The following is a 23,986-nucleotide window of genomic DNA, read 5'->3' on the forward strand; positions in this document are numbered from 1 at the left end:
ATGCGCGGACGACCGGCTTGGCGCGCAATCGCATCCGCGCGGCGAGGAATCGAACTAATTGGTTCGGCGCGCGCCTTACCTGGGTCTTGTGTCGCGAACGCGTCGCCTAGATTTGTATGGGTGCCGCGTTCGCTCCGGAATCGAACTGAGGAGAAAAGAATATGGCAGAACGCGTTACCGGCCCCTATCGTGGCTATTACATCAGCGCCGCCGCGCGCCTCGTGCCGGCGGCCGACGCGCCGGCATCGGCGGCGGGCGAGGGCGGTGCGGCGAGTGGCACTTACGTCGGCTCCGTGAGCCTTGCCGAACTGGGTCCGGACGACCCGCATCGGATGGAAACGCTGCTTGACCTCGGCGATGAGCAGCGTTTTAACAGCGAGGAAGAAGCGCTTCTCTTCGTGGAGCAGGCCGGGCGAGACCAGGTGGATCGCCTGCTCGGCGGCGATCGATGACGTCAGGCAAAGGTCGCCGGCAGGTCGGCGCCGAGCGCGATGCCGCCGCGCACTGGACCGCGCTCGGGCCGCGCGAGTACCATATCGACGTTGTTCAGGGCCAGTCGGTTCTTGCCGACGCTGGCTCCATGCCGCAACCTTCTGATGAGGCGACCATGGAAATTCGGTTTCCCGCGGACGCGCCTGCTTACCGCGACTCCAATCTGACCGTCGTATTTCCCGCGCTGGTGGACGGCGCGCCCGTGCCGTGCGCGATCTCGGTCGAGGCGCTCGAAGACCACTTCGGCGCTTACTCCGAGGATCTCGAAGGCTGGCTGCGCGCGTTCGACGCAGGTCGTCCGCGTATCGAAGCCGTGGCGCGCGAGCATCTGCAGATCAGCAACGGCACGCCCGTGCTGCTTAAAAGCGGCCACTTTCCACCTGGCAACGTGGCGGGCTTAGGCGGGTGACGCGCACCTGAAGCGAGCAGGGGCGATCCGACGCGAACCGAGCCGAACCAGCGCGCATCAGGGCGCAGCGCTTGAAGGCGCACCGCATCAAGGCGGCTCCTCTCGCTGGATTCGCTTCAGGCCGCGCTGTGCTGCGGCTTCTCCCGCTTGGCCTGCTGCCCCGCGCGCGCCGCTTCGACCGCGCGACGAATCCCTTCTTCGTATGATGTCTTCGCGATCGGCCCGATCAGCTGGGTCAGCGCAGTGTCGTCGAGCACGAGCGGCTCGGTCATCAGGTAATTCATCTCGACCAATTCCCGCATCAGCGGATTGACGAGGCCTACGACGCGCAACATGGTCTTGCCAGCCACCATCAGCTTCGGCTCGCGTCCCTCAAGCCCATATGCGTGCCGTGCGACTTCGCGTTGGGTAATCGTGCCCGCGCCGGCCAGATGCAGCCAGCGGCCGTACGCTTGCGGCGTGCGCGTCAGCTTCTCGACCACGGGTCCGATATCGGGCAGATAGATGAACTCGTGCGGCACGTCGACCGGGCCGATCATCTGCGCGCGCTTGCCGCTCACCGCGGCGTCGAACACGCCGTTCAGCAGACTGCGCTCGATACCCGGCCCGTAAAAGTCGGGCAGGCGCAGCACCAGCGTCGACAAGTTGTTGCGGCCATGCGCGTCGAGCACCAGGTTTTCCTGAGCGAGGCGCATTGTCCCTTTGAACGTATGCGGTTCGCGCGGATGTATCTCGGTGACCGGATTGGCCTGCGCGCGGCCGTACGGATACACGGTGCCGATCAGGATGAAGCGCTCCACCCCCGCGGCCGTAACCCCCGCAAGCGTGCGCTCCATGAGCGGCGGGTGTTTCGCGAACTGGTCGTAGGGCACGCCGACCAGGTAGATCACGGTCTGCAAGCCAGCTGCCGCCGCGCGAATCGACGCGGGGTCGTCCGGATTCCACGTGACGATTTCCGCGTGCGGGTCATGTCCGAATGACGCATCGAGCGGCTCACGCGAGCGGCCCACTACCCGGTAATCGCGACCCGCCGCGCCAAGCGCTGCGCCGATAATCCGGCCAGCCGCACCGGCGGCGCCAAACAGTCCAACTTTTCCTGCGGTTTCCATGACGGCTCCTTGCAAAGCGTTGTGCACGAGGTAGCGACCGAACACGTCACTATCAGGCAGCGAGCGATTCGGACTGACACCTGAGAATTTACTGAACACCGTTCAGTGAACAGTGTTCAGTTTAATTTGACTTTTCAGTTTGTCAACCGGAGAATGATGGGCATGGGAATCGCCGAACGAAAGACCCGTCAGAAACAGGCGCTGCGCGAACGCATACTCGACGCGGCGCGGCACATCGTGATGCGCGAAGGCTTTGCCGCGCTGTCCATGCGCAAGATCGCCGACGCGATCGAATACTCGCCCGCCACGCTGTACCTGCATTTCGCGAGCCGCGACGAGATCGCGCAGGCGCTGTGCGCGCAAGGGTATGCGCAACTGCTGCAGACATTCATGCCGCTCGCTGACATCGCCGACGCAGGCGAGCGGTTAAAAGCGCTCGCCCGCGCGTATGTGGCGTTTGGCGTCGCGCATCCGGAAACCTACCGGCTGATCTTCATGGAAGATCCGAGCTACATGGGTGCCGCGCTCGGCGGCGAGGCGAGCATGGAAAGGGCAAAGGCGAAGGCGAAAGAGGCGGCGTCCGGCCAGGGGGCCGCGAACCCGGTTGAATCCGCTCCGGCCGGCACCACGCAAAGTGACGACGCCGACGACGGGGCCGCCGCGCTTTCCATGATGATCGTCGCCATCGAGGAGCTCAAGGCGGCAGGGCGGTTATCCGCATCGACGCAAGCGGCCGTGTGGGCCGAAGCGTTCTGGGCGACCTTGCATGGCATTGTCGCGTTGAATCTGACATGCCCGGTGTTTCCGACGGTGCCGCTCGATACCATCGTGGACGTCGCGCTCGACGCCTGGCTCGGCATGCCGCCTTCGCCTGCCGCGAGCGTGCCGGCCGTGAGCAAAACCCGCGCGGTTCGGCGCAAACCCGAGACCGGAGTTCGACCCGCCACGAAAGCCAAAGCCGCGAGCGCGTGATAACGTTCAGTTCCAGATCATTACGCGCCGCAGCGCCACGTTCCCCATGCCCCCATCCGCCTCGCCCGCCATCAGCGACGAAGTCGCGACCCACGTAGCCAACCGCATCGGTTTCATTGAACTGGATCGACCGAAGGCGCTCAATGCGCTGTCCACCGGAATGATCCGCGCGATGCACGCCGCGCTCGAGCAATGGCGTGAAGACCCCGACGTGCTCGCTGTCGTCGTGCATACGCGCAACCCACGCGCGTTCTGCGCGGGAGGCGATGTCCGCTTCCTGTACGAGTCCGCGCAGCGCGGCGATCTGGCTGCGCGCGACACTTTCTTCACCGAGGAGTACAGCCTCAATCACGCGATCTTCACGTATCCCAAGCCGTATATCGCGTTGATGAACGGCGTCGTCATGGGCGGCGGCATGGGCATTTCGCAGGGTGCACATCGCACCGGCGGGCTGCGCGTAGTCACGCAGTCCACGAAGATGGCGATGCCCGAGACGCGCATCGGCCTCTTTCCGGACGTGGGCGCAGGCTGGTTTCTCGCGCGCACGCCGGGTGCGATCGGCCGCTATCTGGCGGTGACGGGCGAAACGATCGGTGCGGCGGACGCACTTTACGCAGGCCTTGCCGACCTCTATATGGACGACGACGCACTGCCCGCGCTGATCGATATCTTGCGAAGCGAGCGGTTCGAGCGTGGCGCGGATGTGGTTGCGTGCGTCGAGCGTGAAGCGGCTGCATATCAGGTGGCGCCGGCGCCGGAAGAGTCGGCGCTCGCAAACGCACGCATGTTGATCGACCGGCATTTCGCGAAGCCCGACGTTGCGCAGATCCTGTCGTCGCTCGAACAGGAACACAACGGCGACGCGGCGGGCTGGGCCGAGCAGACCATTGCCGTGTTGCGCGAGCGCTCGCCGCTTTCGATGGCGGTGTCGCTCGAGGTCGTGACGCGCGCGGAAGGGTCGATGGCGGACGTGCTACGGCGCGATCTCGATCTGACGCGTTCGAGCTTCCAGTTTGGCGACACGGTGGAAGGCATTCGCGCACGCATCATCGACAAGGATAATGCGCCGCGCTGGCGCATTGCGCGCATTGAAGACGTAGGCGCCGCCGACGTCGGCAAAATGTTCGAAAGCCCTTGGCCGGCTCACGAACATCCGCTGCGAGAACTGCGCGGATAAGAAGGTTGCGGGGCGGCGCACGCTAGCCCCGCACTGTTCAATGCTCTTCCGAGCCGGCCATGAAGGCGCGCATGAAAACAAGCGCACCCCAGCCCCACATGGCGTTCGCCGCAAAACCCACCGCAAGACGCGGCAGCATGTTGCCGCTCGGCCAGATGCCGCGAATCGGGTCGACCACGAACACGCTGGCGGCGGTCAACGCGATTCCGCCGAATACGAAGGCCGGCACCCACGGCGCGCGGTGCTCTGGCGACACGCGCAGCAGCCATGCCATCAGCACCGCCCAGAACGCACTCCAGATCGCGTTTGCGATGAACTCGGGCAAACCTGTTGGCAGGAACGGCGCGGTGGAAAAACCGGTTGGGTCGATCAGACCGGCCGCGTGCAGCAGCGCGAGGGTGGATTCATGAAAGAACAGCGAAGCCAGAAAGCCGGCGACGAACGACAGGATGAGTTTTTGCATGCATTGCACCTGCGAGGCACAGGCGGCGCGGGCTGCCGCGTGTGCCGGATTATAGGAAATGTGGCGCCATTATATGGGGACGCCCCGTTATGGGGACACCCCGTGCTCAGGCGTGGGCCACCTGCAACATCCGTATGCTTTAGCGTCGGGCTAATCACGAAAGTGGAAAACTTAAGCTAAAAAAAATCGTTCAAAAGCCGCGGCGCGATCCCTAGACTGTTTCTCCATGCAGACGGCGTTGCTGCCGTCGTCCTTGAATCGGGCGCATGACGCGCCCGGCTGGTCGAAGGAAAGCCGTCGCCTTGTCCTGTCCGGACCCAACGCTGTCTGTGCCGCTTCGCATGCGCGTGCACCAGAGCGGTTGACCGGCGGGAAGCGGTCCCGCGCCGATGCGCGCCTGATCATCGTCACCCTTTACTTGCGCCTGCAACGTCCGGCTTTGCGCCGGTTGGATGCGCGCGGCCGGCGTGTGCGCATTCGCCCGACGCACGGTCTTCCTTCGAATTTCGTTACGAACATGCAGGAGCAGCACATGAATGTGTTCTGGTTCATTCCGACTCACGGTGATAGCCGCTATCTCGGTACGTCCCAAGGCGCGCGCGCAGCCGATTACGACTACTTCCAGCAGATCGCCGTGGCCGCCGATACGCTCGGCTACGAAGGCGTGCTGCTGCCGACGGGCCGCTCGTGCGAAGACGCGTGGGTGGTCGCCTCGAGCCTGATTGCGGCGACGAAGCGTCTGAAGTTCCTGGTCGCGATACGGCCGGGCATTTCATCGCCGGGGCTGGCGGCGCGCATGGCGGCGACGTTCGACCGCTTGTCGAACGGGCGGCTGCTGATCAACGTCGTGACGGGTGGCGATGCGGCAGAGCTGGAAGGCGACGGCGTGTTCGTCGATCACGATACGCGCTACGAAATCACCGACGAATTCCTGCACATCTGGCGCAAGCTGCTCACCGCGGCCCACACCAATGAAGCGATCGACTTCAACGGTAAGCATCTGGTCTCAAAGGGCGGCAAGGCGCTCTATCCGCCCGTGCAGCACCCGCATCCGCCGCTGTGGTTCGGCGGTTCGTCGGCGGCGGCGCACGACATCGCGGGCGACCACATCGACACGTATCTGACGTGGGGCGAGCCACCGGCTGCGGTGGCGAGGAAGATCGCGGACATCCGCGAACGCGCCGCGGCGCGTGGCCGCACGATCAAATTCGGCATCCGCCTGCACGTGATCGTGCGCGAAACGGAAGAAGAAGCGTGGGCGGCGGCCGACAAGCTGATCAGCAGGCTCGACGACGACACCATCGCGCGCGCCCAGGCTTCGTTCTCCAAAATGGATTCCGAAGGACAGCGCCGAATGGCCGCGCTGCACGGCGGCCGTCGCGGCAGCCGCGCGGAGCTGGAGGTGTATCCGAATCTGTGGGCGGGCGTCGGCCTCGTGCGGGGTGGGGCGGGCACGGCGCTCGTCGGCAGTCCTGAGCAGGTCGCGGAGCGCATGAAGGAATACGCGGACCTCGGCATCGACACGTTCATCCTGTCCGGCTATCCGCACCTCGAAGAATCGTATCGCTTTGCGGAGCTGGTGTTCCCGCTGCTGCCGAACCGCCTGAACAAGGTCGCCAACGGTCCGCTGTCGGGACCGTTCGGTGAAATCGTCGGCAACAACTATCTGCCGAAGTCGGCGAGCGCAAGCTGATCTGGCGCGCCGCCGGGAGCCGGCGTCCGGTCGCGTCCGCTGTGTTGAGTCGCGGCAGCGACGCCCGGCGAAGCGGCTCACTGGCTCACTGGCTCACTGGCTCATCGGCCAGCAATGAGGAAAAGCAATCATGGCTCAGTTCATTGTCAACGCACAGCGCGACGCGAGCGCGAAGACGGACACGCAGGTCGGCCCGCACGCGCAGTCGAACGGGACAGCAGGTACGGGCGCAGCCGCACTGCGCCGCGTCGGCGCGTATCTGGCGCCGTGGCTCGCGCCGCTTGCCATCCTGCTCGCGTGGGAACTGGCCGCGCGCAGCGGCGCGCTGTCCACGCGCGTGTTGCCCGAACCGCTTGCGGTGCTGAAAGCCGCGTGGTCGCTGATCCAGTCCGGCGAAATGTGGGCCGACGTGGAAGTCAGCACATGGCGCGCGGTGTCAGGTTTCGTGATCGGCGGCGGGATCGGACTCGTGCTCGGACTCGCGACCGGCCTTTTCAAGCCGATCGAAATCGCGCTCGATTCCACCGTGCAGATGGTCCGCAACATTCCTGCGCTCGCAATGATTCCGCTCGTGATCCTGTGGTTCGGTATCGAGGAAGAAGCGAAGGTGTTTCTCGTCGCGCTGGGCGTGTTTTTCCCGATCTATGTGAACACGTTTCATGGGATCCGCTCGGTCGACGCCAATCTGATCGAAATGGCGCGCAGCTACGGCGTGAAGGGTTTCGCGCTGTATCGCCATGTGATTCTGCCGGGCGCGCTCCCGTCGATTCTGGTCGGTGTGCGCTTCGCATTCGGCCTGATGTGGGTCACGCTGATCGTCGCGGAAACGATCTCCGCACAGTCGGGCATCGGCTACATGACGATGAACGCGCGCGAGTTTCTGCAAACCGACGTCGTGGTGGTCGGCATTCTGCTGTACGCAGGTCTTGGCAAACTCGCCGACATGCTGGCACGAGCCCTCGAACGCGTGTCGCTGCGCTGGCATCCGGCCTATCAGCGGGGAGCGAAATCATGAGCGCAACGACCTTGTCGACGTCGTTCGGCGGTGTTGCGGGCCGCGATCTCGAAGCCGAAATGGCCCAGCCGCGCAACGTGGATCACGACGCGAACGAAGTGGCCGAGCTCGACTACGCGCGCGGCGCGCCGCTCGCGCGCGACGCGACGTGCGGGCCGGCTGACTATTCGGTGCAACTGCGTGGCGTCGGCAAGCAGTATGGCGAGCGCACGGTGCTATCCGGTTTCGATCTGTCGATCGAGCGCGGCAGTTTCGTCGCGATCGTCGGACGCAGCGGCTGCGGAAAATCGACGTTGCTGCGGCTCGTCGCCGGTCTGGAGAAGGCGACGTCCGGCGTGCTCGAAAAGCGTGCCGAAGACGGCCGGCCGCTCGACACGCGCATCATGTTTCAGGACGCGCGCCTGCTGCCGTGGAAAAGTGTGCTGCAAAACGTGATGCTCGGCCTTGGCCGCGGCGCACGCGAAGACGCGCGCGCAGTGCTCGCCGAAGTCGGGCTGCTCGAACGGGCCAACGACTGGCCCGCGCAGCTCTCAGGCGGCCAGCGTCAGCGCGTGGCGCTGGCGCGAGCGCTCGTGCATCGACCGCAATTGCTGCTGCTCGATGAACCGCTCGGCGCACTCGACGCGCTCACGCGAATCGAAATGCACGCGCTGATCGAGCGCCTGTGGCGCGAGCATCGATTCACCGCGCTGCTCGTTACGCACGACGTGCACGAAGCCGTCGCGCTAGGAGACCGCATTCTGCTGATCGAAGCGGGCCGTATTGCGCTCGATCAGCCGGTGCCGCTTGCGCGGCCACGGGCGCGGGCGTCGGCGGGATTCGCGGCGCTCGAGGAACACGTGCTGCAGCGAGTTCTGAAGAACGCGCCGAACGACGACGCGCTGTCGCGCCGTCCGTACGACGAGCATGAAAAAGGCCGCACCCGGCGGCCGACAGACGTCCGCTGGGCCGTCTGACTGTCCTTTGACTGAATTTTTTCAATCGCTTCTGGAGCCACCCGCTATGAGCATTTCCGCCATCAACGTTCGCAATCAGTTCAGAGGCAAGATCAAGGAAATTATCCGTGGATCGGTCGTATCCGAGGTGGACGTGGATACGCCGTTCGGCGTCGTGACCTCGGTGATCACCACCCGCTCGGTAGACGAGCTCGACCTGAAAGTCGGCTCGGAAGTCGTCGCACTGGTGAAATCGACGGAGGTCTCGATCGCGCGGCTGTGAGCTGCGTACGCGCGGCGGCTGCTATTTCGCATTGGCGCCGCTTGCGGGCGGCTCATGCGTCATCCTGTCGTTGGTCGGCTTGCCTGGGCGCTTGATCGGCATGTTGTCGGGATTGCTCGAACCGGTCGATCCCGAAGCCGCTTCGGGCGATTTGACCATCGGCGAGCTGTTTGGCGGGGCGGCTTGCGCCTGCAGCGTCTTCGGCGACGGCTGGGCGGGTGACGCGCTCTGCGCGAACGCCGTCGCGCTGCTTGCGCCGAGGATCGCGAGCACCGCGCCTGCTGCCCGGGTGGCCCGGATGGCGGGGTGTGTGCGCGTTGGCGTGGGCTTCTGTCCGGGCTGGTGACTGAGTCGGTCACCGGGTTGATGACTGCATTGCTGCCTCGTCTGTTTCATCTCGTCCTCCTCCTTTGCGCTTCGCGTGCGGTGATCCGCCGCTCACACAGTGCCGGTTTCGCTCGCTAGATGGAAATCGTCGTTCACGTATTCGTCTGATAGACCTCATGTGAGCGTAAAGATTCGCGGCGATTCAAGTTGGCTCGTCAGACATGCGACACGTTCGCCTCTGCGGCGGATCTGCGTCCGCCCGCGAAAGTTGCTAGCATGATCTGTCAGTCCGACGGAGGCCGCCATGTCACCCACACTGAGTCCCGAAGCGGTTGAAGCGCTGCGGCGTTTGAACGACGTCGGTATCGGCCGGCCAGCACCCACGTTCGCTCCGTCCGTGACCGCGGAACTGCTCGCAAGCGGCTTTGCCACGGAGGCGGGCGGCGACGTGGAGATCACTGGCGACGGGCGGCAATTCCTGTCGGCCGATAGCGACTGAGCGTGGGCTAAACGAGCACCTTTGCGCCGAAGTGGACTGCGCATCGCGTAAGGTCATCGACCGCAAGACTTGCGGCGTCGCCACCCGTTCGTCGTAAGTGAAACCTCTGGACGCTCGGGTGAGCTGACTGCCCGACCAGGACAGCCGCTGCCGTGGGGGAGAGTAGTGGGAACGGTCGACCGCTTCACCAACCAGAACCGTTTTTGCGAAGCGCCAACGCACGGAAGCGGCAGCGAGTGAGGTGAACTACGCAAGGTGAAGGCGCGTAAACGGCACCGGGCGCCGGCATCCGGAGTGGATGGCGGCGCCCGGTGTGTCCGCTGTCCGTGGCGACAGCGGTATCAGCAGCAAAGCTTAGTTGCCGAAGAAAACCGATTGCGGACCCGTAGCAGCTTCACGCTTGCCCGATTCCGACGACACATTGTGCACGCCACCGTAAGCGTAGCCTTGGGCGTTCGCACGTTCAGCTGCGACGGTCTGAGCGTTCTGGCCTTGTTGCGAAGCCGGTGCGCCCGTCGACGGACGGTAGAACGGTGCCGGGCCGTAGCCGCTGGCAAAAGCGGGAGCAGCGATCGAGGCGGACACAGCAACCAGCAAAGCGGCGATGAGCTTGGTCTTCATGGTAGGACTCCAGATAACGTTTCGACTTCATTTCAGGATGGCGTTGCATGAGCCGGGGAAGGTGTGTCTGCAACGTCGATGAAGGCAGTGTATACCCCTACTATCGAAAATTTGTGCCGATAATCTGAAATTACTATTCTTGAATCTGAAATAATCCGTCAGAGCATTGCAGCGCAAGGCCACCCGACGGTCCGACCCTAATGAGCTAACTGGAAAATGGGGAAAAGCCCCGGATCGCAGGGTGGTTTTTTTCGGGCAGCGGTCTCAAAAGGGGACGTTATCTGCGGACCGCCAGGCCATCTCGTCGCTTGCGGTAAAATCTCGTTTTGATTCAACGCCGTCCGACCGCTCCCATGTCCTTTTCTCACCTCCCCAGTCCGCGCCGTGTTTCAGTGGCGCCCATGATGGACTGGACCGACCGTCACTGCCGCTCGCTGCATCGGATCATTTCACGCCATACGTGGCTGTATACGGAAATGGTCACGACAGGTGCGCTGCTCCACGGTGACGTACCGCGTCATCTGGCATTCGCGCCGGAAGAGGCGCCGGTGGCGCTGCAACTCGGCGGCAGCGAACCCGCTGACCTGGCGAAGTCGGCGAGGCTTGGAGAGCAGTGGGGCTACGACGAAATCAATCTGAACTGCGGTTGCCCGTCTGAGCGCGTGCAGCGCGGCGCTTTCGGTGCGTGTTTGATGAACGAGCCGCAACTCGTCGCCGACTGTGTGAAGGCCATGCGCGATGCGGTGTCTGTTCCGGTCACGGTCAAGCATCGGATCGGCGTGGATGCCGTCGAGGACTACAGCTTCGTGCGGGACTTCGTCGGTACGGTCGCCGAGGCGGGCTGCAACGTGTTCATCGTGCATGCGCGCAATGCGATTCTCAAAGGTTTGAGCCCAAAGGAAAACCGCGAAATCCCCCCGCTCAAATACGACTACGCCTATCAGTTGAAGCGCGATTTTCCGCAGCTGGAAGTGATCATCAATGGCGGTATCAAAACGCTCGATGAGGTTCAAACACATCTTCAGCACGTCGACGGGGTGATGCTTGGACGTGAGGCTTATCACAACCCCTATGTGCTCGCCGACGTGGATGCGCGCTTCTACGGTTCATCGGAAGCAGCACTTACACGTGAACAGGTTGAAGCCCGGCTGATCGAATACTGCGCGGCTGAGATGGCGCGCGGCACCTATCTCGGCGCTATTACACGCCATGCGCTGGGCCTGTATCGCGGCGAGTCGGGCGCGCGTGGCTGGCGTCGCGTGTTGTCCGATAGCAAACGGCTTGCTTCGCGCGACCTCGCGATCTTCGACGAAGCAAGACAGCATCTGCGCGAGCCTGCTGAGATTTATGAATAAAGGACTAGGCAAAGCTGATTCTTGTTCGTATAATCTCGTTTCTTCGTCGGGTAGTCATGTATTTTAGACGAACCGAGCAGATCTCAGTGGTGGCTGTAGCTCAGTTGGTAGAGTCCAGGATTGTGATTCCTGTTGTCGTGGGTTCGAGCCCCATCAGCCACCCCAAAGAATTAGGCAGTAAGTCGTTTTGCAAAAGGCGTTGTGAGAAATCACAACGCCTTTTTTGTCTTTGCAGCGGCGTATTCAATATTTTGCGGTTCGGCTTTCGCGCTGTCGACGCATCTCGTGCATGAGTCGAGGCGCGACGCAGATGCACTGACGCGGCGACGTCAATAGCCAGCCCACACCGCTCACCGTCCGTGTCCTCCATGGCTGCCGCCGCCGCTGCTCCACGAGCTGCCGCCGCCGGAACCATAACCGCCATAGCCGCCACCGCCACCGCCGCCGTGCCACCCACCGCTGCCGCCGTTGCCGTGCCATCCTCCGTGGCCGCCGTGCCCGTCACCATGCCAGCCATGCCATCCGCCGCCGTGGTAGTAGCAGCATGAGCCGCCCCAGCCGCCGTAGATGCCAACCGAGCCATACACTGGCGCGTACGGTGGCCCATACGCATAACCATAGCCGGGGTAATAAGGTTGCGCGTAGCCGTAGTCATATCCGGGCGCGACTGCGCAGCCAGCGAGACTTGCAACCAACCCCAACAGCACGATCGAACCTGTGAGCCTGTTCACGATTTTCTCCCGGATGTAAATGTGAGAGGCCGCGTCTGGCGGTGAGTTCAGCCGCATTTGTGTCCGCACATTACGATGCTTGCGATTCACCGCGTTACGCAAAGCAATGTGTTCAGGGTCGAAACCTTGCGCGCAAGCGCGGCGTTATTCCTCACACTTCATTACCGGGCACCCGCCCTGTAACACTTCGTTAAATTTTCGCAACTCAACTGTAGGGCACGCCTGTTAATTTCCCCTCAGACAAGACGTACCTCTCAGCGCATCGTCACTACGTTTTCAACTCGACCGCTCACCACACAGGATCGCGCGACGCGCATCCGCATCAACTGGCGTTAATGAAGCACGATCCCCAGCCGGCTAGCGCGTCTGCGTGGCGCGTTAAAGGCGAGTTGCACGCCGCGCGCGGCGAACTCGACGTCGCATTGCATTGCTTCAACGCAGCCTGCGCGCTCGATCCGAACGACGCGTCGATCCGCGAGCGCATGGGCGCCACCTGTGCCGCGCTCGGCCGGTTTCCACAAGCGGTGCAGAGTTATCAGGCGGCCGTGGCGCTCGATCCGGACAATGCGGATCTGCGTCATGGTCTCGGCTGGTCGCTCGAACAGATGCATCGGCTGGAGGAGGCGGCAGATGCCTATCGCCACGCCATCCGTCTGAATCCGCTCGCCGATGGTTCGCACAATAATCTCGGTAACTGCCTGCAGGCGCTCGGTCGCTTCGAGGCAGCCCATCAGTCGTATCGCCGTGCCATCGATGCCGCGCCGCAAGTCCCGCTGTATTACCGCAATCTGGTGCAGACCCAGCGTCTTTCCGTCGACGATCCTGTGTTCGCCGCACTGGAGCGCCTCGTCGCCAGAGCCGCGTCGCTCACGCCCGCGAATCAGGCCGAGCTGCATTTCGCTTATGGCCAGGCGCTATGCGACACGGGCAGCAACGACGCCTCGTTCGATCACTTTCTGATCGCCAACGCGCTGCACCGCGCGAGCATCCGTTACAACGAAGCCGACACGCTCGGGCTCTTCACGCGTCTGTCGGCACGCTTCCCGGCCGGGTTGCTGGCAGAGAAGACCGGGCTCGGCGACCCGTCGTCGGCACCGATCTTTATCGTTGGAATGCCGCGCTCCGGCTCGACGCTGATCGAGCAGATTCTCGCGAGCCACCCGCGGGTGTTCGGTGGCGGCGAGCGCACCGAACTGAGCGAGGCGCTTGTCGCCAGCATTCGCCGCGACGAGAACGATCCGTTGCGGATCGACGTGGAAGCCATGCATCGCGTCGGCGCAGCGCAACTCGGCGCGCTGGGCGCCGACTATCTGCGCCGCATGCGCGACGCGGTGCCTGAACTTCAGCCCCAGCAGTCGCATGACACGGACGCGGCGAGCCGGGGTGACCGGGCCGCAGAAGGCGGTCAGTCGCAGCTGCTACGTTTCACTGACAAATACCCGTTCAATTTCATCAATATCGGTCTGATTCATCTGGCGCTGCCGAACGCCCGCTTCATTCACAGCCGCCGCTCGCCGTTGCAAACGTGTCTGTCGATTTTCGCGCGGCTCTTTCATGACGTGCCGTTCGGCTACGATCTCGGTGAACTGGGCCGCTACTATCGGGCGTATGACGCGCTGATGGCCCACTGGCAACGCGTACTTCCCGAGGGCGTGATGATCGAGGTGAACTATGAGGAACTGGTCGATGATTTCGAGGGCAATGTCCGCCGTCTGCTCGCGCATTGCGGGCTCGAATGGGACGAGCGCTGTCTCGCATTCCATCAGACTTCGCGCCGCGTGAGCACCGCAAGTTCCGCGCAGGTGCGTCGTCCGCTTTACAAGACATCGGTGCGGCGCTGGCAGCCGCGCGATGCACTGCTGCAACCGCTGATCGACGGGTTGGGCCCGCGTCTGGCTGCACGGGACCGCGTTGACCTCCGTGCGTCGACAGAACACGAGCATGAACACGCGCAGGCAACGACACCGCACGCCATGCAAGACATCGTCGCGGGGCAAAAATCGTGAGCGCGCGACGCGGCGCCGTGTTGTGGATGACGGGCCTGTCCGGCGCCGGCAAATCGACGCTCGCCAACGCACTCGAGCAGCGGCTGGCAGAAGCAGGGCGCCCGTGCGTCGTGCTGGACGGCGACGTGTTGCGTCAGGGCCTGAATGCCGACCTCGGTTTTTCGGCCGAAGACCGAACCGAAAACCTGCGCCGCATCGCGCACGTTGCGGCGCTTTTCATGCAGCAGGGCTTCATCGTCGTTGCGGCGGTGATCTCGCCCGAACACCGGCATCGTCGTGCGGCGCGCGAGATCGTCGGCGAAGGTTTTATCGAAGCGTTCATCAATGCGCCGCTCGCAGTGTGTGAAGCGCGCGACGTAAAGGGTCTCTACGCCCGCGCGCGACGCGGCGAGATCGCGGACTTCACCGGCGTGTCCCGTCCGTTCGAGGCGCCGCATGCGTGCGACGTCGAAATCCCGTCGGACCGCATGCCGGTGGACGAAGCCGTCGACCGTCTGCTTGCGCGGCTGGCAGCGATCGGATGTGTCACGACCTAGCGCGAGGATGACGCATCGATTGCCGTCGCGGGGCGCCCAACGTGTCGGCCCGCTCAACGCTTGCGCAAAGGCTCGATCAGCGATTTAAGACCGTTGTGGTCGATCTCATGCATCAGCGCGAGCAGCCGGCCGATCTCGCCGGGCGGAAAGCCCTGGCTCGCGAACCAATTCAGATAATGGCCGGGCAGGTCGGCGATCAGGCGTCCTTTGTACTTGCCAAACGGCATCACACGTGTGACAAGCAGTTCGAGGTGTTCGGGATTCATCGCGTCAGGAGTGAAAGCTTGCGAAAGCGGCCGGCCAGAGTCCGGCCCGGCGCGAAAAGCCGAAGCGCAGACTGCGCGCGGCGCGCCCGGCGCATCTGCCGGAACTGCATTCTAGCCGCGCTGCAGGCGTTGCGTCGGCGTGGTAACGTCGGCGGTTTCCCGCTACACAACCAACAGGACAAGTTCGATGGAATATCGCAGACTCGGCGAATCGGATGTGACAGTCAGCCTGATCGGCCTGGGCACCATGACATGGGGCGAGCAGAACACTGAACAGGAAGCGCATGCCCAGATCGACACTGCGCTCGACCACGGTGTCAATCTGATCGACACGGCCGAAATGTATCCGGTGCCGCCGCGCGCCGAGACGCAAGGCTCGACCGAGCGCTACATCGGCACATGGCTCGCGCAGCATCGCAGCGCGCGCGAGAAGATCGTGCTGGCTACCAAGATCGCCGGTCCCGCGCGTCAGCCGCACAACCCGCGGCATATCCGGGGCGAGGGCAATCAGTTCGACCGCAAGAACCTGACCGAAGCACTGAACGGCAGCCTGAAACGTCTGCAAACGGATTACGTCGATCTGTATCAGTTGCACTGGCCGGATCGCAGCACGATGACGTTTGGCCGTCCCGCGTACCCGTGGGTCGACGACGCGTACACCGTGCCGATCGAGGAGACGCTTGCCGTGCTCGCCGAATTCGTGAAGGCGGGCAAGGTGCGTCACATCGGCGTATCGAACGAAACGCCGTGGGGCGTCGCGCAGTTTCTGCGTGCGGCGGAAAAGCTCGGCTTGCCGCGTATTGTGAGCATCCAGAACCCGTACAGTCTGCTCAACCGCACTTACGAAGTGGGCCTGTCGGAATACGCACATCGCGACAATATTGGACTGCTCGCGTACTCGCCGCTCGCATTCGGCTGGTTGTCGGGCAAGTACGAGGGCGGCGCGCGGCCGGCCGGCGCGCGTATCTCGCTCTTCGAGCGGTTTCAGCGCTACAGCAAACCGCATGCGGTTCAAGCCACGACGCGCTATGTGGAACTCGCGAAGCGGCACGGCCTGTCGCCCGCGCAGTTTGCACTTGCGTTCGTGAACAGCCGGCCTTTCGTCACCAGCAATCTGATCGGCGCGACGTCGCTCGATCAGTTGAAGGAAAACATCGCGAGTGCCGAGGTAAAACTCTCGCCCGAGGCGCTTGCCGAGATCGACGCGCTGCACGAATTGCAGCCGAATCCGGCGCCGTGATGCGGGCAGGCCGTGCGCGGACTTCAGCTTTTTGCCCGCTGTTGTCCGCACACGGCCGCTTTGCACGACGACGACTCGACGCATTCAGCGAATGGCGAGCTTCGCACGCACCGCATACAGCGCCACCAGACTCGCCACGGCGCAGAACATCAGATAGAAGCCCGGCGCGAGTGGGCTGCCCGATGCATCGATCAGCCAGGTGATCACGAACGGCGCAAAGCCGCCGAACACCGTTACGCCGACGTTGTAGCTCACGGCGAGGCCCGTTGCGCGCGTCTGCGTCGGAAAAATCTCGGACATCAACGCCGGCAACGCGCCAAAGTAGGTCGCCTTCAGCAAGCCGATCCAGATTAACGCGAGCAGCATTGTCGGGAATGACGGATGTGCGTTCATGTAGACAAACGCCGGATACACCGTCACGAGCAGCAGCACGGCAGCTGCTGCCATGATCCGGATGCGCCCCATGCTGTCCGACAGATGACCGGCGAACGGCGTGAGGACCGTGAGCACGACACCGGTGGCAAGCGTTGCCGCGAAGCCGCTGGAAGCGGGCAGATGCAGCTGCTTGATTGCGTAGGTCGGCATGTACAGGATCATGTAGTTGGCCGCCGTCGAGATGATCAGTGAACCGACCGCGAGCAGCATCCGCAGTTTCTGCGTGACGAACAGCTCACGCAGCGGCGCGCGCGCTTTCGGCTCCGCGTTGAACTCGGCGCCTTCGTCGACATAACGGCGGATGTAAAAACCCACCGGGCCGATCGCCAGTCCAAACAGGAACGGCACGCGCCAGCCCCAGGATTGAAGTTGCGCGGCGCTGAGCTGGCTCGTCAGCAACGCGCCAAAGCCCGAGGCGAGCAGCGTGGCGAGACCCTGACTCGCGAACTGCCAGCTGCCCATGAAGCCGCGCCGCTCGGGTGCATGCTCGACCAGGAACGCCGTCGACGCCCCGAACTCGCCGCCCGCCGAGAAACCCTGCACGAGTCGCGAAAGCATGATGCCCGCGGGCGCCCACAAGCCGATCGCCGCATACGGCGGCATCACGGCGATGGTCAAGGTGCCGACCATCATCAGCGTAATCGACAGCAACAGCGACGCCTTGCGTCCGGCGCGGTCCGCGAGGGAGCCGAGCACGAGTCCGCCGAGCGGCCGGATCAGATACGAAATGCCGAAGGTGCCGAGCGTGAGCATCAGCGAGATGGCCTCGGTCCGCGCCGGAAAAAACAGTTTCGCGATGGTCACTGCGAAGAAGCCATAGACGACGAGGTCGAACCATTCGAGCGCATTGCCGATCGATGCCGCGAGAATGATGCGATGGACCTTCGCGGCGGACGGCCGCGCGGCGCTGGCTTGCAAGGTGGACGTGCTCATCGTTGAACGTACCTCGTGGTGGAGCGTGTCGGAACCGGTTCGTTCCGGTTCGTCGTGGAGCCGCAGAGTCGGCGCGTGATGTCAGTCCACTCGAGCGCCGGCCCCGGCGTGTGACGAGCTTGCGCGCGGCGTGCTATCGCGCGGCGTGCTATCGCGCCGCGAGCGTTCGCCGAGATCCCAGAAAAGGCCGGCCATGATCTGCAATCCCTCGCGCACCACCGGCCCGAGCAGATGCTCGTTCGGCGCATGCTGCGAGCAGGCGGGGTAGGAATGCGGGACCCACAGGGTCGGCAGGCCCAAAGTGTCGGCGAACACTTCGTTGGGCAGCGTGCCGCCCAGATTCGGCAACACGGCGGTTTTCTTGCCGGTCGTTTCTTCGAGCGATGCAATCGCCCATGTCACCCACGGATCGTCCGGGTTCAGGCGGGTAGCGGGCGCGCCGCGCTCGACATCAATCTCGACGAGCGGGAAGCCGTGCGCATCCAGATGCGTGCGCAGGTGTTGCGCGAGGTTTTGCCAATCGGTGCCGACGACGAAGCGCAACTGGCAGACCGCGAACGCCGACGACGGAATGGCATTGACCGGGTTCTCCGGATTGCCTGCCTTCATCGCAAGGATTTCGAAGCTGTTCCAGCCAAACACGCGTTCGGGTGCGCTCAGGCCGGGCTCGCCCCACTGGTCGTCGACGGCGGGGTCGCCCGGTCCGCCGCCTACGCTGATGTCGGCGAGCGCGTGGCGCACGGCTTCAGGAATCGGTGGAGGACGTAAGCCGTCGACGGCGATCACGCCGCGCGCGTCGACGAGACTGGCGAGTGCGTTGGCCAGTACGGTCGCCGGATTGCGCAGCAGGCCGCCCCAGTTGCCGGAATGATGGGCGCCTTCGCGCAGGTTCAGCGACAGCCTGAAATTCACCACGCCGCGCGAGCCCAGGAACAGGGTGGGACGGCGCGCGGCAAGGCGCGGTCCGTCTGAAGCGATCAATACGTCGGCACGGAGTTCTTCCTGGTGGGCGCGGCAGATTGCGTCGAGTCCGGGCGAGCCGGTTTCCTCGCCCATCTCGATCAGCAGTTTGGCATTGAAGCCGAGGCGGCCGCCGCGGGCGTCCAGTACGCTACCGAGTGCCGCCAGGTTGATGCTGTGCTGGCCTTTGTTGTCGGCGGTGCCGCGGCCGTACCAGCGCTCGCCTTCGACCGTGACGGCCCACGGCGTTAGCGGCGCGCGCCACTGGCTGTCGTAGCCGCGCACCACGTCGCCATGGCCATAGATCAGCACGGTTGGCAGATCGTCGCGTTCGTGACGGCTCGCCAGCAGAAACGGACCGAAACCCGCCACGGGGTTGTCGGCGATGCGCGTGGCGAAACCCAACCGTTCGGCTTCCGGCGTGATCTCGTCGGTCAGGTACGACCGCAGCAGCGCGGCGCGGTCGCTTTCCTGGCTTTCGGTGCGAAAACCGACGCGCCGGTTCAGCGTCTTCAGAAACTCGCCGGTTTCGAAATGGTGTGTCGCGTGTTCGATTGCCTGATCGCGGCTCATGGGTGTCTCCAGTGCGGGATGCGAAGGGCGGCGCGCGTCGTGCTCGCCAGTCCGGGCGATCCGCTGCCCGTGCGGAAAAGTCTGGAAACGGCTCGCGGCCTGTAGCTTCGAATCGATTCTAGAAGGCCGTATTTTTTGTCACAATGATCGTGTTTCGATGCTTGCGTTGCTGAAAAGGCAAAGCTGCGAGGCTCGAGTCGCGTGGAGTCAGGAGTGTGACCTGCGCGGGCCGAAACTTTCTCACGCATCAGTTAGCTCGACGTTGGATGCTTCCGGTGTGAAGGCGTCAGGGCTTCAGAGAGGCACTCATGGCACTGTCCCTTCACGGTCTTGCATTGCGCTATTTCGTCGAAGTCGCGCGCACCGGTTCACTGAGCGACGCATCCGCGCGGCTGCACGTCGCCGTGTCCGCAATCAGCCGGCAGGTGGCGAGGCTCGAAAGCGAGCTCGGGGTTGCGCTTTTCGAGCGACGCCCGCGCGGCATGGCGCTCTCCGAAGCCGGCGAACGGCTGCTTTCGTACGCGCAGCGCAGCCTGCTCGAAGCGGAGCATGTGATGCAGGAAATCGGCGGCCTGGAAACGCTGCACGGCAGCACGATCAAGGTGGTGAGTTCCGAGGGATTCGCCGCGGACTTCCTGCCGCGCGCGATGGCCGACTTTCGCGGCCAGTATCCAGGCATCCACTTCACGCTCTCGGTCATGTCGCCCGGCGACGCAACGCGCCGCGTACGCGACGGCGACGCGGATCTCGCGCTGACCTTCAGCCTCGCGCCGGAAAAAGGCGTGCGGGTCGAGCACACCGGGCGCGCGCCGGTGATGGCGCTCCTGCGCGCCGACCATCCGCTTGCCACGCGCGCGAAGGTGTCGCTCGCGGACCTGCAGCGCTATCCGCTCGTGCTGCCCGAACCGGGCACGACGATCCGGCAGTTGATCGACATCACGTGTGCGCTCGAGGGCGTGCTGCTCGAACCCGACCTGACCTGCAACAACAGTGGCGCCATGTACCGATACGCGCAAAAGACCGGCGCCATCATGTTCACCGGCCTGCTGTCGGTACGCGACCGGTATGCCGACGACGGCTTCGTCGTGATGCCGCTGACGCACCCGCAGATGCGCCAGCGCAGTATCCAGGTGCAAACCATGGCGGGGCGTGAGCTGCCGCCGTCGGTCGTGGCGTTTCGCGATCATCTGATCCGCGAGATGGGCGGCGTGAAATCGAAAGCGACCGGAAGGACAACTGCGGTTCAGCGTGCGGGCCTCGCGCGCGCCGCGGACGGCAGGGGAGCCAATGGAAGCGACGCCGTCACTTCGGCACGTAAGCGAAAGGGCGCGGCCGTTTCGGAGCGGTAGCGGCGGGATCAATGTAACGACGTACGCTGCCAGGCGCGGGCATTGCGTCGTGCATGGCCAGCGCTGCGGTTAGTGCACGCGCAAACGTTTAGCAGGATTCACTCGACGCGACATGCAGTGCGCCGGTGCAAGGCAAGGGCCAAATCTCCCTGCCAGATCGGAAATCACGACCTACACTGTGGGGGTCGGGGCGGGCAGCGGAAAGTTGGAACACTTGCAGTGCGTGCTTAGCATGTTGCACTGCACACCGATGTTAGGATGCTGCCGAATATGGAGCACGGCATGCGGCCTTCATGAACCTCAATGAGGATGCGCTTGCCATCTACAACAGATCAAGAGAACTCAGGACATCGAATGGCGCAACAGAAAACCAACCCAAAACTCGAACAGGCGCTGACGCGCGGTGACCTTGCGATCCGGCAGGCGAATTCGGCGCGGGCGACCGCGTTATTGCGCGCGCTTGGCAAAATGATCGTGGAGGCGTCCGCCACGATTGGCGTCGAGGCGTTCACGCTGATCCCCGATGGAGACAAGATCTACGATCCGGCCGACGGTTTGTGGCCGCAGGAACTCCAGGTGTCGCTCGACGGTCCGGTCGAAGAGGCAGACCCGGACGAAGTGCGCACCGTGCGCCTGATTGCGGACGACCCCGGCACGGTGTTCCGGGTCGAGTGGCAACGTGCCGACGGCAAGATCGGGCGGCAGGATGGCGGCCCGTTTGCGACCGTGGCATTCATCTCCGACGTCGACATTCCGTGGACGGACGATGAGGATTAAGAAGGAAGCTGGCGTCAAGTGAGGCCACACGCGCGTGGCTCTGATTTCAGTTGATCCGCCTATGCATGGTCATCGAAAACCTGGTCGATGCCGTGCGTCGCGCTTAGCGCGTGTGGCTCATTTCATCATCCTGCGCCGGAACAGGATCGCTGACACGATGAAGCCGCCCACCGCGTAGAACATCAGCACGGCCACGTGCAACAGTGCGTGATTCACCGGGCGCGCGAGCATGGCCGGACGGATCAGATCGACCGCATGTGAAAGCGGCAACAGCTGCGTAGCCACGCGCGCAGCGGCCGGCAACTGGGAAACCGGGAAGAACACGCCGGAGAGCAACATCATCGGCGTCAGCACGAGCGTCTGGTAGAACATGAAAAAGTCATACGACGGCGCGAGCGCCGTCACCACCATTGCCGCGCTCGAAAACGCGAGTCCGGTCAGCACGATCACTGGCAGCGCGAGCAGCATCGACGGAAAGTTCGCATAGCCGAGCGCGCCGGCCACGAGCATGATCGCCGCGCCCGAGAGCACCGACTTGCTGGCCGCCCACACCACCTCACCGAGCACGATGTCGCCGAGCGCGAGCGGCGTATGCATGATCGCTTCCCATGTGCGTTGCACATGCATGCGCGAGAAGCCCGAATACATCGACTCGAAACTCGCCGACATCATCACGCTCGACGCCACGGTGCCGGCCGCGAGAAACGCGATGTACGACACGCCGTCGACATGTCCGACCATCAATCCGAGTCCGAAGCCCAGGCCGAACAGATAGATCATCGGGTCGGCCAGATTGCCGAACATCGACGCGATGGCGAGTTTTCTCCACACGAGATAGTTGCGACGCCATACCGCGATCCAGTTGACTGCGTTCGCCGGCAACGCGGCGAAGGGCGTTTGCGCGGACGGCGCGTGGCTGGGTGCGGTGTCTGCGGTGCAGTCGGGCGATGGTTCGGGTGCGCTGTTCCGTGTGCTTTCGCGCCTGTCGTATGAGCGTGCGTCCATGCGGGTCTCGGTGTTGGCGTATCAATCCTGCATTTCACGGCCTGTGAGCCGCAGAAATACATCTTCAAGGTTTGCCGGGCGGTGCAGGTAGCGCAGATCGGTACGCCGCTTCAGACGTGCGTGCACAGGCTGCGCATCGTTCACATAGCAGAAGAGCGTTTCTCCGCTGATTTCGGTTCGTTCGACCAGCGGTGCCAGCTCGTCGCGCAGCGCGAGCGGATCAGGACCGAAAATCTCAATCACATCGCAACCGATTTCGGACGCGATCAGCTCGCCCGGCGCGCCTTCCGCGATCTTGCGACCTTCTTCGATCACACATAGACGATGACACAGGCGTTCGGCTTCTTCCATGAAATGCGTGGTGAGCAAAATGGTCTTGCCGCGTGCGAGCAGCGAGCGCAGGCGCTCCCAGATCAGATGCCGTGCCTGCGGATCGAGCCCGGTGGTCGGCTCGTCCATAATCAGCACGTCCGGATCGTTGACGAGTGCGCGGGCAAGCGTGAGGCGCCGTTTCATGCCGCCCGAGAGTTCGCTGACGCGCGCGTCAGCCTTGGACTCGAGCCGCGCGAATTCGAGCAAGGGCGGCACCCTGTCCCGGCACTGCGCGGCGGACAGTCCGAAATAGCGGCCAAACACGAGCAGGTTCTCGCGCACCGTAAAGTCGGGGTCGAGATTATCGAATTGAGGGACGACGCCGACGCGCGTTCGGGCGAGCCGTGCGCGGTCCGGAATCGGTTCGCCGCACAGGCGGATCGCGCCGGCGTCGGGCGCGGCGATACCCAGCAGCATGCGCAGGGTCGTGGTCTTGCCGGCGCCGTTCGGGCCAAGCAGCCCGAAACATTCGCCGGCATCGACGTGGAACGACAGACCGTCTACGACCGTTTTGTCGCCGTAGCGCTTTCTGACGTTCTGAAACTGGATGGCAACTTCGGACATGGAACGAAAGTCTCCTGGGCTGACCGGGGTAAGCGTCGGTGCGCTTCGTCCAGTCGTCTGCGTGATGGTTGCTGAAGATGCAGATGCAGATGCAACTGTAAAGCGGTTCGCACCACGGCGGCGCCAGGGTTGCGTAGCGTGGCGTGCCGGCCGTCGCGCAGCGCCGCAAACCGCCGAGCGCGGGTGCTTCACCCTGCGCGGTAAGGAGGGCTGGCGGGCCGGCCGCCAGCGTGGGAAAAAGTCCGCGGGCCGGGCCGCATGTGTCTGGCGTCTGGCGGCGCACACCTGGCGTTTTCCATCCCTTGCAAGCTGAATTGCGGCGCACCATGATTGATTGACAACGCGCGCTTTGCGCGAAGGGAGAAAATCATGGCGAGCTACCAAAAAATCCTGCTGTGCTACGACGGCTCGCGCGAGGGCCGCAAGGCGTTACGCTGCGGCGCGGACTTGGCCTTGGACCTCAAAGCGGAGACGCATTTACTGTCTGTCGTCGATATGCGTTCGAGCATTGCGCAAAGCGCGGGCCTGCTGACCGACGTCGCCTGCGGCAGCTTCGAGAAAACCGCGCGCGATATTCTTCAGGAGGGCGTGGACTGGCTGACCGAGCGAGGGGTGACCGCGCAGGGCCACTTCGCATTCGGCCACCCGATCGACGAAATCGCAAATCTTGCGAACGAGTTGCATGTCGACCTCGTAGTGGTTGGCCACCGTTGCCGTACCGGCTTATCGCGATGGTGGATGGGCGCGGGGAACACGCCGCTGCTCGACCGTATATCGTGCAGCATTCTGGTGGCGTGCTCTTCGGCACAGGAGCAACAGCAGGCGGCGGCCTGACGGCTGGATTGCACTGCTGCCTACGGCGCGCTCCGGAAGCTCCAGAGCGCGCGGA

25 protein-coding genes, 1 tRNA gene and 1 pseudogene are annotated in these 23,986 nt (G+C 63.8%); 17 read left to right on the top strand and 10 right to left on the bottom strand.

The features are described from left to right. The first annotated feature begins 161 nt into the window (after positions 1-161). Together AAGS40_RS06030 and AAGS40_RS06035 are read left to right on the top strand one after the other, a co-directional pair. Positions 162-452 (top strand): hypothetical protein, encoded by a 291-nt coding sequence (locus tag AAGS40_RS06030; RefSeq protein WP_345813834.1) that lies wholly within the window; start codon positions 162-164, stop codon positions 450-452. Continuing rightward, a complete protein-coding gene (locus tag AAGS40_RS06035; protein WP_345813835.1) occupies positions 449-901 on the top strand; it encodes a DUF1488 domain-containing protein in 453 nt (150 codons plus the stop codon). The genes AAGS40_RS06030 and AAGS40_RS06035 overlap by 4 nt, the downstream gene beginning before the upstream one ends. A 116-nt stretch (positions 902-1,017) precedes the next feature. Here the strand turns inward: AAGS40_RS06035 and AAGS40_RS06040 are convergent, their stop codons facing one another. Continuing rightward, positions 1,018-2,010: an NAD-dependent epimerase/dehydratase family protein gene (locus AAGS40_RS06040; RefSeq protein ID WP_345813837.1), complete on the bottom strand. Its 993-nt coding sequence runs from the start codon at positions 2,008-2,010 to the stop codon at positions 1,018-1,020. 162 nt (positions 2,011-2,172) lie between these two features. Between AAGS40_RS06040 and AAGS40_RS06045 the strand changes: the two genes are divergently transcribed. Continuing rightward, positions 2,173-2,982, top strand: a complete 810-nt coding sequence (locus tag AAGS40_RS06045; RefSeq protein WP_345813838.1) for a TetR/AcrR family transcriptional regulator — start codon at positions 2,173-2,175, stop codon at positions 2,980-2,982. 46 nt (positions 2,983-3,028) lie between these two features. Then, the gene (locus tag AAGS40_RS06050) at positions 3,029-4,159 is read left to right on the top strand and encodes an enoyl-CoA hydratase/isomerase family protein (RefSeq protein ID WP_345813839.1); all 1,131 of its coding nucleotides are present in this window, start codon (positions 3,029-3,031) and stop codon (positions 4,157-4,159) included. A 37-nt stretch (positions 4,160-4,196) separates the two neighbouring features. Here the strand turns inward: AAGS40_RS06050 and AAGS40_RS06055 are convergent, their stop codons facing one another. Continuing rightward, on the bottom strand, positions 4,197-4,622 hold the full coding sequence (locus AAGS40_RS06055; protein ID WP_345813840.1) for a hypothetical protein: 426 nt from the start codon (positions 4,620-4,622) through the stop codon (positions 4,197-4,199). Between the two features lie 532 nt (positions 4,623-5,154). On the opposite strand from AAGS40_RS06055, the gene ssuD reads away from it, so the two are divergent. The 4 genes from ssuD (at position 5,155) to AAGS40_RS06075 (ending at position 8,548) form a co-directional block, all read left to right on the top strand. Then, complete coding sequence (gene ssuD / locus AAGS40_RS06060; RefSeq protein ID WP_345813841.1) at positions 5,155-6,315, top strand: FMNH2-dependent alkanesulfonate monooxygenase; 1,161 nt, start codon at positions 5,155-5,157, stop codon at positions 6,313-6,315. Positions 6,316-6,445: 130 nt separating this feature from the next. Continuing rightward, positions 6,446-7,330, top strand: a complete 885-nt coding sequence (ssuC, locus tag AAGS40_RS06065) for an aliphatic sulfonate ABC transporter permease SsuC (protein WP_345813842.1) — start codon at positions 6,446-6,448, stop codon at positions 7,328-7,330. Next, complete coding sequence (locus AAGS40_RS06070) at positions 7,327-8,286, top strand: ATP-binding cassette domain-containing protein (protein ID WP_345813843.1); 960 nt, start codon at positions 7,327-7,329, stop codon at positions 8,284-8,286. The genes ssuC and AAGS40_RS06070 overlap by 4 nt, the downstream gene beginning before the upstream one ends. 46 nt (positions 8,287-8,332) lie before the next feature. Beyond that, positions 8,333-8,548, top strand: coding sequence for a molybdopterin-binding protein (locus tag AAGS40_RS06075; protein ID WP_205983894.1), 216 nt, complete (start codon positions 8,333-8,335; stop codon positions 8,546-8,548). Positions 8,549-8,569: 21 nt separating this feature from the next. On the opposite strand, the gene AAGS40_RS06080 is transcribed toward AAGS40_RS06075, so the two are convergent. Next, positions 8,570-8,821, bottom strand: coding sequence for a hypothetical protein (locus tag AAGS40_RS06080; protein WP_345814292.1), 252 nt, complete (start codon positions 8,819-8,821; stop codon positions 8,570-8,572). A 358-nt stretch (positions 8,822-9,179) separates the two neighbouring features. Here AAGS40_RS06080 and AAGS40_RS06085 point away from each other — a divergent pair, with 358 nt between their 5' ends. After that, the gene (locus AAGS40_RS06085) at positions 9,180-9,374 is read left to right on the top strand and encodes a hypothetical protein (protein WP_345813845.1); all 195 of its coding nucleotides are present in this window, start codon (positions 9,180-9,182) and stop codon (positions 9,372-9,374) included. Between the two features lie 354 nt (positions 9,375-9,728). Here the strand turns inward: AAGS40_RS06085 and AAGS40_RS06090 are convergent, their stop codons facing one another. Beyond that, positions 9,729-9,995, bottom strand: coding sequence for a hypothetical protein (locus AAGS40_RS06090; protein ID WP_345813846.1), 267 nt, complete (start codon positions 9,993-9,995; stop codon positions 9,729-9,731). Positions 9,996-10,348: 353 nt separating this feature from the next. Between AAGS40_RS06090 and dusA the strand changes: the two genes are divergently transcribed. Together dusA and AAGS40_RS06100 are read left to right on the top strand one after the other, a co-directional pair. Beyond that, a complete protein-coding gene (gene dusA / locus AAGS40_RS06095; protein WP_345813847.1) occupies positions 10,349-11,350 on the top strand; it encodes a tRNA dihydrouridine(20/20a) synthase DusA in 1,002 nt (333 codons plus the stop codon). Between the two features lie 89 nt (positions 11,351-11,439). Then, a tRNA-His gene (locus AAGS40_RS06100) sits at positions 11,440-11,515 on the top strand. Between the two features lie 185 nt (positions 11,516-11,700). Here the strand turns inward: AAGS40_RS06100 and AAGS40_RS06105 are convergent. Continuing rightward, a complete protein-coding gene (locus tag AAGS40_RS06105) occupies positions 11,701-12,081 on the bottom strand; it encodes a hypothetical protein (RefSeq protein WP_345813848.1) in 381 nt (126 codons plus the stop codon). Between the two features lie 335 nt (positions 12,082-12,416). On the opposite strand from AAGS40_RS06105, the gene AAGS40_RS06110 reads away from it, so the two are divergent. Both AAGS40_RS06110 and cysC read left to right on the top strand, forming a co-directional pair. After that, positions 12,417-14,087 carry a sulfotransferase gene (locus AAGS40_RS06110; RefSeq protein ID WP_345813850.1) on the top strand — a complete coding sequence of 557 codons (1,671 nt, stop codon included), beginning with the start codon at positions 12,417-12,419 and terminating at the stop codon, positions 14,085-14,087. Continuing rightward, on the top strand, positions 14,084-14,623 hold the full coding sequence (gene cysC / locus AAGS40_RS06115) for an adenylyl-sulfate kinase (RefSeq protein ID WP_345813851.1): 540 nt from the start codon (positions 14,084-14,086) through the stop codon (positions 14,621-14,623). The genes AAGS40_RS06110 and cysC overlap by 4 nt, the downstream gene beginning before the upstream one ends. 53 nt (positions 14,624-14,676) lie before the next feature. Here the strand turns inward: cysC and AAGS40_RS06120 are convergent, their stop codons facing one another. Next, complete coding sequence (locus AAGS40_RS06120; protein WP_074264875.1) at positions 14,677-14,889, bottom strand: DUF3820 family protein; 213 nt, start codon at positions 14,887-14,889, stop codon at positions 14,677-14,679. Positions 14,890-15,076: 187 nt separating this feature from the next. Between AAGS40_RS06120 and AAGS40_RS06125 the strand changes: the two genes are divergently transcribed. Next, a complete protein-coding gene (locus AAGS40_RS06125; RefSeq protein ID WP_345813852.1) occupies positions 15,077-16,129 on the top strand; it encodes an NADP(H)-dependent aldo-keto reductase in 1,053 nt (350 codons plus the stop codon). An 84-nt stretch (positions 16,130-16,213) separates the two neighbouring features. Here the strand turns inward: AAGS40_RS06125 and AAGS40_RS06130 are convergent, their stop codons facing one another. Both AAGS40_RS06130 and AAGS40_RS06135 read right to left on the bottom strand, forming a co-directional pair. Next, positions 16,214-17,497 (bottom strand): MFS transporter, encoded by a 1,284-nt coding sequence (locus AAGS40_RS06130; RefSeq protein WP_345813853.1) that lies wholly within the window; start codon positions 17,495-17,497, stop codon positions 16,214-16,216. An 81-nt stretch (positions 17,498-17,578) separates the two neighbouring features. After that, on the bottom strand, positions 17,579-19,030 hold the full coding sequence (locus tag AAGS40_RS06135) for a M20 family metallopeptidase (protein WP_345813854.1): 1,452 nt from the start codon (positions 19,028-19,030) through the stop codon (positions 17,579-17,581). 308 nt (positions 19,031-19,338) lie between these two features. On the opposite strand from AAGS40_RS06135, the pseudogene AAGS40_RS06140 reads away from it, so the two are divergent. Further along, positions 19,339-20,223: pseudogene (locus tag AAGS40_RS06140) on the top strand (LysR family transcriptional regulator); the annotation flags it as partial. A gap of 510 nt (positions 20,224-20,733) precedes the next feature. After that, positions 20,734-21,156: a hypothetical protein gene (locus AAGS40_RS06145; RefSeq protein ID WP_345813855.1), complete on the top strand. Its 423-nt coding sequence runs from the start codon at positions 20,734-20,736 to the stop codon at positions 21,154-21,156. Between the two features lie 117 nt (positions 21,157-21,273). Here the strand turns inward: AAGS40_RS06145 and AAGS40_RS06150 are convergent, their stop codons facing one another. Both AAGS40_RS06150 and nodI read right to left on the bottom strand, forming a co-directional pair. Next, complete coding sequence (locus AAGS40_RS06150) at positions 21,274-22,161, bottom strand: ABC transporter permease (protein WP_345813856.1); 888 nt, start codon at positions 22,159-22,161, stop codon at positions 21,274-21,276. Between the two features lie 21 nt (positions 22,162-22,182). Continuing rightward, a complete protein-coding gene (gene nodI, locus AAGS40_RS06155) occupies positions 22,183-23,097 on the bottom strand; it encodes a nodulation factor ABC transporter ATP-binding protein NodI (protein ID WP_345813857.1) in 915 nt (304 codons plus the stop codon). Between the two features lie 369 nt (positions 23,098-23,466). On the opposite strand from nodI, the gene AAGS40_RS06160 reads away from it, so the two are divergent. Further along, on the top strand, positions 23,467-23,931 hold the full coding sequence (locus AAGS40_RS06160) for a universal stress protein (protein ID WP_074284336.1): 465 nt from the start codon (positions 23,467-23,469) through the stop codon (positions 23,929-23,931). The last annotated feature ends 55 nt before the right edge of the window (positions 23,932-23,986 follow it).

Source organism: Paraburkholderia sp. PREW-6R (assembly GCF_039621805.1).
GTDB lineage: Bacteria > Pseudomonadota > Gammaproteobacteria > Burkholderiales > Burkholderiaceae > Paraburkholderia.

Coding starts and splice junctions, on each gene's coding strand:
- AAGS40_RS06030 (WP_345813834.1), top strand. CDS start 162: ATGGCAGAACGCGTTACCGGCCCCTATCGTGGCTATTACATCAGCGCC.
- AAGS40_RS06035 (WP_345813835.1), top strand. CDS start 449: ATGACGTCAGGCAAAGGTCGCCGGCAGGTCGGCGCCGAGCGCGATGCC.
- AAGS40_RS06040 (WP_345813837.1), bottom strand. CDS start 2,010: ATGGAAACCGCAGGAAAAGTTGGACTGTTTGGCGCCGCCGGTGCGGCT.
- AAGS40_RS06045 (WP_345813838.1), top strand. CDS start 2,173: ATGGGAATCGCCGAACGAAAGACCCGTCAGAAACAGGCGCTGCGCGAA.
- AAGS40_RS06050 (WP_345813839.1), top strand. CDS start 3,029: ATGCCCCCATCCGCCTCGCCCGCCATCAGCGACGAAGTCGCGACCCAC.
- AAGS40_RS06055 (WP_345813840.1), bottom strand. CDS start 4,622: ATGCAAAAACTCATCCTGTCGTTCGTCGCCGGCTTTCTGGCTTCGCTG.
- ssuD (WP_345813841.1), top strand. CDS start 5,155: ATGAATGTGTTCTGGTTCATTCCGACTCACGGTGATAGCCGCTATCTC.
- ssuC (WP_345813842.1), top strand. CDS start 6,446: ATGGCTCAGTTCATTGTCAACGCACAGCGCGACGCGAGCGCGAAGACG.
- AAGS40_RS06070 (WP_345813843.1), top strand. CDS start 7,327: ATGAGCGCAACGACCTTGTCGACGTCGTTCGGCGGTGTTGCGGGCCGC.
- AAGS40_RS06075 (WP_205983894.1), top strand. CDS start 8,333: ATGAGCATTTCCGCCATCAACGTTCGCAATCAGTTCAGAGGCAAGATC.
- AAGS40_RS06085 (WP_345813845.1), top strand. CDS start 9,180: ATGTCACCCACACTGAGTCCCGAAGCGGTTGAAGCGCTGCGGCGTTTG.
- AAGS40_RS06090 (WP_345813846.1), bottom strand. CDS start 9,995: ATGAAGACCAAGCTCATCGCCGCTTTGCTGGTTGCTGTGTCCGCCTCG.
- dusA (WP_345813847.1), top strand. CDS start 10,349: ATGTCCTTTTCTCACCTCCCCAGTCCGCGCCGTGTTTCAGTGGCGCCC.
- AAGS40_RS06110 (WP_345813850.1), top strand. CDS start 12,417: ATGAAGCACGATCCCCAGCCGGCTAGCGCGTCTGCGTGGCGCGTTAAA.
- AAGS40_RS06120 (WP_074264875.1), bottom strand. CDS start 14,889: ATGAATCCCGAACACCTCGAACTGCTTGTCACACGTGTGATGCCGTTT.
- AAGS40_RS06125 (WP_345813852.1), top strand. CDS start 15,077: ATGGAATATCGCAGACTCGGCGAATCGGATGTGACAGTCAGCCTGATC.
- AAGS40_RS06130 (WP_345813853.1), bottom strand. CDS start 17,497: ATGAGCACGTCCACCTTGCAAGCCAGCGCCGCGCGGCCGTCCGCCGCG.
- AAGS40_RS06135 (WP_345813854.1), bottom strand. CDS start 19,030: ATGAGCCGCGATCAGGCAATCGAACACGCGACACACCATTTCGAAACC.
- AAGS40_RS06145 (WP_345813855.1), top strand. CDS start 20,734: ATGGCGCAACAGAAAACCAACCCAAAACTCGAACAGGCGCTGACGCGC.
- AAGS40_RS06150 (WP_345813856.1), bottom strand. CDS start 22,161: ATGGACGCACGCTCATACGACAGGCGCGAAAGCACACGGAACAGCGCA.
- nodI (WP_345813857.1), bottom strand. CDS start 23,097: ATGTCCGAAGTTGCCATCCAGTTTCAGAACGTCAGAAAGCGCTACGGC.
- AAGS40_RS06160 (WP_074284336.1), top strand. CDS start 23,467: ATGGCGAGCTACCAAAAAATCCTGCTGTGCTACGACGGCTCGCGCGAG.